This is a genomic window from Acinetobacter sp. PW68, assembly GCF_020982655.1.
GTDB classification, from domain to species: Bacteria; Pseudomonadota; Gammaproteobacteria; order Pseudomonadales; family Moraxellaceae; genus Acinetobacter; species Acinetobacter towneri_A.
In genome coordinates this window covers 2,790,327-2,799,419 of the sequence record NZ_JAHZSX010000001.1, presented here as the reverse complement: position 1 = coordinate 2,799,419, position 9,093 = coordinate 2,790,327, and the positions used below count along the sequence as shown (strand labels likewise).

At 40.2% G+C, this 9,093-nt stretch carries 9 protein-coding genes and 2 pseudogenes; 8 read left to right on the top strand and 3 right to left on the bottom strand.

Annotated elements, in window-relative coordinates; translation table 11 throughout:
- Positions 1–658: 658 nt before the first annotated feature.
- From rpmH to K1T76_RS13365, 6 genes and pseudogenes are all read left to right on the top strand, one after another.
- Positions 659–793: a 50S ribosomal protein L34 gene (rpmH, locus tag K1T76_RS13390; protein WP_000831329.1), complete on the top strand. Its 135-nt coding sequence runs from the start codon at positions 659–661 to the stop codon at positions 791–793.
- A gap of 31 nt (positions 794–824) precedes the next feature.
- The gene (gene rnpA, locus K1T76_RS13385; RefSeq protein ID WP_070154976.1) at positions 825–1,217 is read left to right on the top strand and encodes a ribonuclease P protein component; all 393 of its coding nucleotides are present in this window, start codon (positions 825–827) and stop codon (positions 1,215–1,217) included.
- A 9-nt stretch (positions 1,218–1,226) separates the two neighbouring features.
- Positions 1,227–1,547, top strand: coding sequence for a membrane protein insertion efficiency factor YidD (gene yidD / locus K1T76_RS13380; protein ID WP_019836211.1), 321 nt, complete (start codon positions 1,227–1,229; stop codon positions 1,545–1,547).
- 5 nt (positions 1,548–1,552) lie between these two features.
- Positions 1,553–3,316: a membrane protein insertase YidC gene (yidC, locus tag K1T76_RS13375; protein ID WP_070154978.1), complete on the top strand. Its 1,764-nt coding sequence runs from the start codon at positions 1,553–1,555 to the stop codon at positions 3,314–3,316.
- A gap of 91 nt (positions 3,317–3,407) precedes the next feature.
- Complete coding sequence (gene mnmE, locus K1T76_RS13370) at positions 3,408–4,763, top strand: tRNA uridine-5-carboxymethylaminomethyl(34) synthesis GTPase MnmE (protein ID WP_070154980.1); 1,356 nt, start codon at positions 3,408–3,410, stop codon at positions 4,761–4,763.
- 434 nt (positions 4,764–5,197) lie between these two features.
- Positions 5,198–5,380 (top strand): annotated as a pseudogene (locus K1T76_RS13365) (DUF1622 domain-containing protein); the annotation flags it as partial.
- Between the two features lie 103 nt (positions 5,381–5,483).
- Here K1T76_RS13365 and K1T76_RS13360 read toward each other — a convergent pair.
- Positions 5,484–6,684, bottom strand: a pseudogene (locus K1T76_RS13360) (MFS transporter).
- 141 nt (positions 6,685–6,825) lie between these two features.
- Between K1T76_RS13360 and K1T76_RS14985 the strand changes: the two are divergent.
- Together K1T76_RS14985 and K1T76_RS13355 are read left to right on the top strand one after the other, a co-directional pair.
- On the top strand, positions 6,826–6,957 hold the full coding sequence (locus tag K1T76_RS14985; RefSeq protein ID WP_264754239.1) for a hypothetical protein: 132 nt from the start codon (positions 6,826–6,828) through the stop codon (positions 6,955–6,957).
- A gap of 116 nt (positions 6,958–7,073) precedes the next feature.
- Positions 7,074–7,775, top strand: coding sequence for a DsbC family protein (locus tag K1T76_RS13355; RefSeq protein WP_070155012.1), 702 nt, complete (start codon positions 7,074–7,076; stop codon positions 7,773–7,775).
- A gap of 168 nt (positions 7,776–7,943) precedes the next feature.
- Here the strand turns inward: K1T76_RS13355 and K1T76_RS13350 are convergent, their stop codons facing one another.
- Both K1T76_RS13350 and hpt read right to left on the bottom strand, forming a co-directional pair.
- Entirely contained in the window at positions 7,944–8,201 is a 258-nt protein-coding gene (locus K1T76_RS13350; RefSeq protein WP_070154982.1) for a GlsB/YeaQ/YmgE family stress response membrane protein, read from the bottom strand.
- Between the two features lie 195 nt (positions 8,202–8,396).
- Complete coding sequence (gene hpt, locus K1T76_RS13345; protein ID WP_230245593.1) at positions 8,397–8,924, bottom strand: hypoxanthine phosphoribosyltransferase; 528 nt, start codon at positions 8,922–8,924, stop codon at positions 8,397–8,399.
- Between the last annotated feature and the right edge of the window lie 169 nt (positions 8,925–9,093).

Here is a 9,093-nt window from a genome sequence, read left to right as displayed (position 1 = left end):
GTGAAACCCCTATCTAATCCATTTTTAAATTTAAAACGTCTCTCGACCGCCTGAGCGGGTCGCCATTCTAACCAAGTTATCCACATCTGTCATGACAAAATCAGCAAAATCGCTCAAAAAAGGAATCATCAAACCTGAATTTAAATTTAAAACGCGGTGTGGATAAGTTTATCCGCAAGGTGTGGATAAAATATAGCACAAAGTTATCCGCAAAGTATTAAAATCATAGAAACATAGATATCCACAATTCAAAAATTTGTTTTATAAGAGAAAAAGTGAGTTTTCAACAGAAAAATGCGTCTCTAATAGTAATAAATTAAATTTATAAATTTGAATTTATTTATAAGATCCGTTGCAACTGTGGATAATTCAATCTGAGTTTAAATTTAAATTCAAAACAGGATTTTTAAAATTAAACAGAATGAGCTTGTGGATAATTGTGTGAATAATACTGTTAATAACTTATTAGTCAAGCATAAACAATCATTTATCTTGTGTATACTTTAATTTGTATGGTCAACCAGTCAATTGAGCGAAAACTTGTTAAAAAGAAAAATTTAGGCTTATTTTGCAAGAAACCGTGTTTTTCATTGACAGCTCAAGCAATGAGCACTAAAATCGCGGACCTTTATAGAAAGATCATTTTTGGAGTTTCGATATGAAACGTACATTTCAACCATCTGAATTAAAGCGTAAGCGCGTTCATGGTTTCCGTGCTCGTATGGCTACTAAAGCTGGTCGTCAAGTATTGGCTCGCCGTCGTGCAAAAGGTCGTCACAGCTTAACTGTTTAATACAGTCACGCTGAATCGACTCTTGGGTGTTATGACAACACTTTATGGCTTCAGCACAGAGTTGAGATTACGCTGTGCTGCCGATTATAAAGGTGTGTTTGATGGTGCGCTTTTTAAAGTGCATCAACCCCATTTCTTATTTCTTGCAAAACATTCCGAACTGCCGAATAGCCGTTTGGGTCTTGTCGTTGCAAAAAAGAAAGTGCGTCGTGCACACGAACGAAATCGAGTAAAACGACTTGCTCGCGAAAGTTTTCGCTTACACCAACGGCAATTAAATGACTTAGATATTGTGGTAATGCCCAAAGTTGGGGTAGATACGGTATCTAATGCGGAATTGCATCAGCAATTACAATTTGCTTGGCAGAAGTTACAACGTCTAGCCAAAAAGCATTCAAAAATAGCTCCCTCCCCACAAAAGTAGAGATGGCCAATGGTACGTTTACTGCATTGGTTGATACGTTTCTATCAGATCGCGATTAGTCCTTTATTGGGACCGCGCTGTCGCTATATTCCAACATGTTCTCATTATTCTTTGGAAGCAGTGCATACGCATGGTGCTGTTCGTGGTGTGTGGCTGGCTACAAAACGTATTTGTCGTTGTCATCCGTGGGGTGGTTCGGGCTATGATCCAGTCCCGCCAAAAGTCATTCGTTTTATTTCATTTCAGCAAATAGATTCTCAAACGCATCACATTACTGTACCCTTTCGTGATCGTTTATTGAACCAAAATCACTCTAACCACTTGGGGTAATAGATATGCAACAATGGGCCAGGTTTGCAATTCTCGGGGCCATGTTTGTCGTCGCATATTTGCTCATTTTGGCGTGGCAAAAAGATTATGGAAATGCTGAAACAGCACCGCAGCAAAAAACTGCCGTTGTTTCTCATGAAGTATCTGCAGATTTGCCGAATGGCCAAACGGCTACAGCAGCTTCTGATGTACCGCAAGCAAATATTCCTGCACAGCAAACAACCGATGCCACAGCACCTGTAAGTCAGCAGCTTATTTCAGTACAAACTGACCTTTATCATCTTTGGATCAATCCAAAAGGTGGTGATATTGTTCGTGTTGAATTACTCAATCATGACAAAAATAAAGACAGTGACGATCCTTTCGTCATGCTGGAAAGCGATGCTAAGCGCACCTATGTCGCGCAATCTGGGTTAATCGGGCTGAATGGTCCAGACAGTAGCCGTAATGGCCGCCCAAGCTATGAAATTGAAAAATCAACTTATAGCTTAGCCGATGCCAAAGAAAGCAAAAATAAAGCGGGTGAAACAGTTAAAACTTTAACTGTCCCAATGGTATATAAAACTGCCGATGGTGTAGAAATCATCAAAACCTTTAGTTTTACTGAAGGTGAATATCCTGTGGTGGTGAATCACAAAGTGATTAACCGCAGCAGCCAAAACTGGCAAGGTCAGATGTTTGGTCAGCTGAAACGGGATAATTCAGACGATCCTGGCAAGTCAGATCAAGGTATTTTTACCTTGGGTACTTTCCTTGGCGGCGCATGGGGGACACCTGAAGAACACTACAACAAGTTGAAATTTGACAATTTTAATGATGAAAAATTGAATGTTGAAGCAACTGGCGGTTGGGTGGCAATGGTTCAGCATTACTTCGTGAGTGCTTGGGTTCCGGGTCAGTTAAAATTGACCCAGGCCGATGGTCAACCGTATGCAGCGAAGTTGGAATCACGTAAATCTAGCGATGAAATGAACATCATTGGCTTTACCTCACCAACCATTAATGTGCCTGCAGGTACCGTGGCAGAAGTTGATGCGACTTTCTACTCGGGTCCAAAAATTCAGTCTGAATTGAAAGACTTAGCGACAGGTTTGAACCAAACTGTGGATTATGGCTGGTTATGGCCAATTGCAAAATTATTGTTTATTGGTTTGCAATTCTTCCATGGCTTAGTGGGCAACTGGGGTTGGTCAATCATCTTATTAACCGTTCTTGTCAAACTTATTCTTTGGCCGTTATCGTCTAAGAGCTATCGTTCAATGGCGAAAATGCGTGTGATTGCGCCAGAAATGCAGCGCATGAAAGAAGAATTTGGCGAAGACCGTATGCGTTTCTCGCAAGAAATGATGGCACTTTATAAACGTGAACAAGTGAATCCACTGTCAGGTTGTTTGCCATTGTTACTACAAATGCCAATTTTCCTTGCCTTGTACTGGGTATTGATGGAATCGGTAGAGTTACGCCATGCACCGTGGTTAGGTTGGATTCAAGACTTATCGGCAATGGACCCTTGGTTTATCTTGCCATTATTGATGGGTGTGACCATGTATGTTCAACAAATGTTGAACCCACAGCCAACAGATCCAATGCAGGCAAAAATCTTCCGCATTATGCCTGTGGTATTTACCGTATTCTTATTGTTCTTCCCTGCAGGTCTAGTTCTGTACTGGATTGTCAACAACTTGATTACGATTTTGCAGCAAAGCTTGATCAACAAAAGTGTTGAAAAAGACCGCGCTAAACGAGAAGAGGCAACTCCAGTCAATTAAGTATGGCTGAGCTGCTGAATAAATCCGCTTAAGATGGTAATCTTAGGCGGATTTTTCTTTGCATATATTTTGAAAGTTTTAGGTGAATTTTATGTATAACCGCAGCACCATTGCCGCAATCGCGACTCCACCTGGCCGTGGTGGTGTGGGGGTGATTCGCCTGTCGGGACCAAAAGCCTATGCGATTGCCGCAGCATTGACCCAAAAAGACTTACCCAAAGCGCGTTATGCAGGTTTTCGCCAATTTTACGATGCTGCCAATGAAGTCATGGATGAAGGGTTGGTGATTTGTTTCCCAAATCCTAATTCATTTACTGGCGAAGATGTGGTGGAACTACAAGGGCATGGCGGCCCAGTGATTCAAAATGCCTTATTGGCTCGTTTACTGGAACTCGGTGCAACGGCTGCCAAAGCAGGTGAATTTTCGATGCGCGCCTTTGAAAATGGCAAGCTAGATTTGGTACAGGCCGAAGCCATTGCCGATTTAATTGATGCCACCTCACAAGCCGCTGCGCGTTCTGCTGTACGTTCCCTGCAAGGGGCTTTTTCTACTAAAGTGAATACTGTGTTAGAGCAGTTAATTCACTTACGTTTGCATGTTGAAGCTGCCATTGATTTTCCTGAAGAAGAAATTGACTTTTTGGCCGATGGGAAAATCCTCAATTTGCTAGATGAAGTTGCTGCTTCGGTGACTGCTGTGCAACAATCTGCGCGTCAGGGACAATTGTTGCGTGAAGGTTTACAAGTGGTGATTGCAGGCAAACCCAATGCAGGTAAATCTTCCCTACTTAATGCCTTGGCGGGCATTGAACGTGCGATTGTGACCGATATTGCGGGTACTACACGTGACGTATTGCATGAAAAAATTACCCTAAATGGATTACCAATTACCCTGACCGATACCGCAGGTTTACGTGAAACAGGTGATATTGTGGAGCAGGAAGGGATTCGCCGCGCGATCAAAGAAATTGAACAAGCAGATTTATTGTTATTGGTTTATGACTTGAGTCAAAACGAAGATCCATTGCAATTGGCACAGCATTATTTTGCTGAATATATTGAACCGAAGCGCTTAATGTTGATTGGCAACAAATGTGATTTAACGGGTGTAGAAGCTGCAATTTCAGATTTTAATGGTTTTAGACATATTACGGTGTCGGCCAAGCAAGAAACAGGTGTTCAATCGCTCATAGAGGCGATTACAGCGCATGCAGGCTTTCAACCTGAAGAAGATACCTTTATTGCACGTACTCGTCATTTAGACGCAATGAAGCGCACGCAGCAGTATTTAGCTGAGGCACGTGAGCAATTGGTGGTCTATCATGCGGGGGAATTGGTGGCCGAGTCGTTACGTCTTGCGCAGAATGCTTTGGGTGAAATCACTGGCGACTTCTCTGCAGATGATTTGTTGGGAAAAATTTTTGGATCCTTCTGCATAGGAAAGTAATCTAAGATTGAGCCAATATTCCAATAAGTTCTAATAAGTTCCAGTGAGAATTAAATAGCATTAAGTTTTAATAACTTAGTGCTTTTTTATTTTTCTGGTATTTACTATATATTGTTAAAAAACATCACTTTGCATATTGTTTTAGTCTCCTTTTCATCATAAGCGCTTGTTCAAATCACCTAAGTCTTTTTAAACCGCAGCATTTAAAGCTATGATGAGAAAATAATCAAAGATTGGCGCTCAATAAAATCCTAAAAGCATGAGATGAAATCTCTGATGGAGATTTTTGGATGTTTGAACTGGTTTTTTTACGTGAAATACTTATTTCTTCGGTTCATTTTCTGCAATTGTCACTTGAAACCATTTCTGTGATGATTGGTCTACTTAAAACTTTATTGGTGCTGGTTTAGTTAAAATCAGGGCGTACTGCACGTTATTGTTTTGGGGATTGGCTTGCGACGGCGCTTGAATTTCAGTTGGCTGCAGACATTTTAGCCACTAACTTAGATCCAGATTTAGATAGCCTGATTAAATTGGCGATCATTGCTGTCATTCGGACTTTTTTGAATTATTTTTTGATCAAAGAGGTAGAGCATCAAACCATCAACGAAAAATAATGGTTGCTAAGTTTGAGATCAAAACAAAAGAATAGTTCCATTTCTCTACAAGGTTTGAATAAGCTCGGTTGATCCAAACCATATCCTGATTTTAGTTTGTCGTTTAGATGAAACTTGATCCTAAAATAGGTTTGTTCTGCAACTGTCGATACCAAATAATGATGTAGCCACACAATAAGCAGATGGCTGTACAAAAGCTAAGTACAGCAGTGGTTAACCCAAAATGATCAGCCAGATAACCCACTGCAATAATTGGCAGAATTGTGCCTAAATAGCCCACAAATAAATAGGTTGACATCACTGCAGCGCGATTCTGTAGATTGGTCATGCTATGGATTAAGCCAAAAGCGCCAATCAATGCTAACCCGTGTCCTATTCCTAGCAGTAGATCACTGACAAAAAATAGAAAACTCCAGTGTAAATACATACATAAACCGAGTACCAATAAACTGAATAACAGTAAATACAGCCCAAAATTTAGGCATTTTTGTGCAGGAATGGCTTTGGAAAAATACTGTACTAATGCTGAAATTAGCAAAATACAGGTGATAGCCAAACCACTGACCAAAGGCCCGTGCCATGGAATAATCATTTGCACAAAAGATGGAGAGAGTGAAGCAAATAAACTAAATGCAGCAAAAACACAGAATGCGGTTAAACCCGTAATGTAAAATTCTGCATGAAAGCGTGGTTCTGGGCGTTCTAATTTTGGGGCAATCGAGAAGGCTTGTGGCGTAAATTCAGGTGGTGCTAAACCTAACAATCCAATAAAACATAGTACTGCACCCAAAATGACTGGAATATATGGACTAAACAAAGGCGCTGCTGAAAATTGCGCCACACCGCCACCGAGCAAAGGACCTAAGCCAAATCCAATTGCGGTAATGACTGAACTGAGCTGTGGTGCATGCGCTTTATGTGATTTAGGGATACTCCACATTAAGCCAATTAACGCCGATGTGGTCATTAGACCTGAAGCAATCCCAATCACAAAACGCCCCAAAGCAAGCCAAAGCGGATTGGTGGCAAACATCGACAGAATCAGTCCGAGAGTGATGATTATTAAACCCAGTTCTAGGGTTTTTAAAAAGCCGATACTGTTGCTGGTACGCCCTAAAAAGAGCAAGGTGGCCAAACAACCGAGCATATAAGACACAAAAATAAAGGTGATATGGCTTGGTAAAAGCTGCCACACTTCCTGATAAATTGGGTACAGGGGGGCTTGCAAGTGCTGTGCCCATCGTGCCAATAATCAGAGCAAGACCGATCATCACAAAAGGATGCCAAGGATGAGAATGAGTCATAAAAAACTCGATTGATGGCTAAACTGTTGAGCTTAGCTCTCAAAAAGTGAGAAATATCACTCAGTGTAAAGACAAGTCTTGAATGTGGTCAAGCCTATTTGTGGTTAAGCATAGCGTTTCTGTAACTTCATAAACTCTATCTTGGCATTGGAAACTGTATACGATTTAGACGCAGATCAAGTCTGCACCGCCCTCGCCATTCATGAAGAAATCGTCCTTATTTCTTTAGAAATTAATCCACCATCAGGCTTGAATGTTCCACGTGAAACCTAAAGCGATGCGTGACTCAATGAGTTGTAGCAATTGGGTAATTTGGGCTTAGAAATACTGAATTCTGTACAACTATTAGCTTAGAATCAGGCTAAATTTATTTTATTTAGATGAAACATATGATTAGACAATTGAGTTTAGCTGTCTTCATGGGATTGTGCAGTGCGGTGAGCATGGCAGATGTTGCAACGGTTAGTAAAAATGTCAAACAACAGCATCCGCAACTGAAATTAGACAATATTCAAGCCACAGAAATGAAAGGTATTTATAGTGCCTCTATGGATGGTCAAGTGGTGTATTTGAATGAAGATGCGCAACATATTTTGGCGGGTTCAATGATTCGTTTAAAGGATCAGCATAACCTGACCAAAGATTTATTAATCCAACAAAATAGTGTCGATTGGAAAAAGTTACCGTTACAAGATGCAATCAAAAGTGTGCGAGGTACTGGAAAACGTCAGATTGCGATCTTTTCTGACCCAAATTGCCCATATTGTAAACAGCTTGAGGCTGAATTAAAAAAGCTGAATAATATTACTATTTATACCTTTATTTTGCCGTTAAAAGCGCATTCTGTTGCGCCGTCTAAACAGGTATATTGTGAGAAAAACCCTGCTCTTGCTTGGGAAAACCTGATCACAAAAGCGCAATTGCCAACCAGTCAAAGCAGTTGTGCCAACCCTGTGGAACGCAACATGGCTTTAGCGCATCGTTTAGGTGTAAGCGGTACGCCTGCGATTATTTTCTCGAATGGCTTTAAAGTCATGGGCGCATATCCTGCGGCACAAATTGAACAGATTTTTAAAGAATTCGATCTTTAAGAACGGCTATTTTGATCTGATATTGGCAAATACAGTTATAACATGTATCTCAGAGCAAACCTGAAATTCGTGATTGCAAAGTAGATCTAAAAAACCGCCTCAAATTTGGGCGGTTTTTTATTGAGAGAAGATATTTGTCTGAAAAAATTACAGGAGTTAATATAGGATTTAAGCACGAGATTTTTTCGTAAAAATATTATAAATAAACAGAATAATCAGCGCACCAATGATGGAAGCAATAAAACCTGCGGCAGAACCATCACCATATAATCCCATCATACGACCTGCATAGGTTGCTAATAAAGATCCTGCAATCCCAAGTAAGGTGGTGACAATAAACCCTGCTTTATCATCTCCAGGATGAATTGCACGGGCGATTAAACCTGCAATAAAACCCACCACAATTGCGACTATTAATGACCACATGAGCAGCTCCTTGTTATCTTTGTTTATGTTTTACATCATGTTTCAGACTTATCTTTGCCGAAAAATCGCAAGGAAAATAGTCGAATAATGCTACAGCATGTTGTGTTTTTGTCCTGTTAGATAGATGAAGTGCAAATTGTAGCCATAAAAAAAGTGATCTGAAACGATCACTTTTTAAAGCGTGGCGTGTTTGCTTTATAAGCCAATTTCGCCAATAAATGGAATATGACGATATTTTTGGTCATAATCTAAGCCATAACCGACAATGAATCTATCTTCAATTTCAAAGCCCATAAATTTAACTTCAAGCTCAATTTCACGGCGTGATGGCTTGCTAATTAAGGTACATAGCTCAATTGAATTTGGTTCACGGGTTTGCAAAATTTCCATCACTTTATTTAAGGTGTTGCCTGAGTCGATAATATCTTCAACCACTAAGACGTCTTTACCGCGAATTTCGCCATCCAAATCTTTTAAAATTTTCACATCACGTGATGATACAGTGCCTCCGCCATAGCTAGATACAGTCATAAAATCTAGTTCATGCGGCTTGTGAATGGTGCGGCATAAATCTGCCATGAACAACACAGAGCCACGTAATAAGCCAATTAAAACCAACTCTTTGTCGCTATTGGCATAGTGAGCATTAATTTTTTGACCAAGTTCCTGAACTTTTGTTTGGATTTCTTCTGCAGAAATCAAAACCTGCATTTCAACTGTCATGGGTAGATACCTAAAAAGCAAAAATAAAAAAGGTGTTGACCTGCAACACCTCAAAATATGCTTAATTTTAATATATCTTGCGTGATGTTGCACGTGCTTGCATGGTTAAAATAGCATCATTTTTGTGCAGAATGAGAATCTGAGCGTAACAACAAGGCACAACCGATTA

Bases quoted from the DNA above. Each gene is read 5' to 3' on its own strand.
- rpmH (WP_000831329.1), top strand. From the start codon at position 659: ATGAAACGTACATTTCAACCATCTGAATTAAAGCGTAAGCGCGTTCAT.
- hpt (WP_230245593.1), bottom strand. From the start codon at position 8,924: ATGACAGTTGAAATGCAGGTTTTGATTTCTGCAGAAGAAATCCAAACA.
- K1T76_RS13350 (WP_070154982.1), bottom strand. From the start codon at position 8,201: ATGTGGTCATTAATAGTCGCAATTGTGGTGGGTTTTATTGCAGGTTTA.
- rnpA (WP_070154976.1), top strand. From the start codon at position 825: ATGACAACACTTTATGGCTTCAGCACAGAGTTGAGATTACGCTGTGCT.
- yidD (WP_019836211.1), top strand. From the start codon at position 1,227: ATGGTACGTTTACTGCATTGGTTGATACGTTTCTATCAGATCGCGATT.
- yidC (WP_070154978.1), top strand. From the start codon at position 1,553: ATGCAACAATGGGCCAGGTTTGCAATTCTCGGGGCCATGTTTGTCGTC.
- mnmE (WP_070154980.1), top strand. From the start codon at position 3,408: ATGTATAACCGCAGCACCATTGCCGCAATCGCGACTCCACCTGGCCGT.
- K1T76_RS13355 (WP_070155012.1), top strand. From the start codon at position 7,074: ATGATTAGACAATTGAGTTTAGCTGTCTTCATGGGATTGTGCAGTGCG.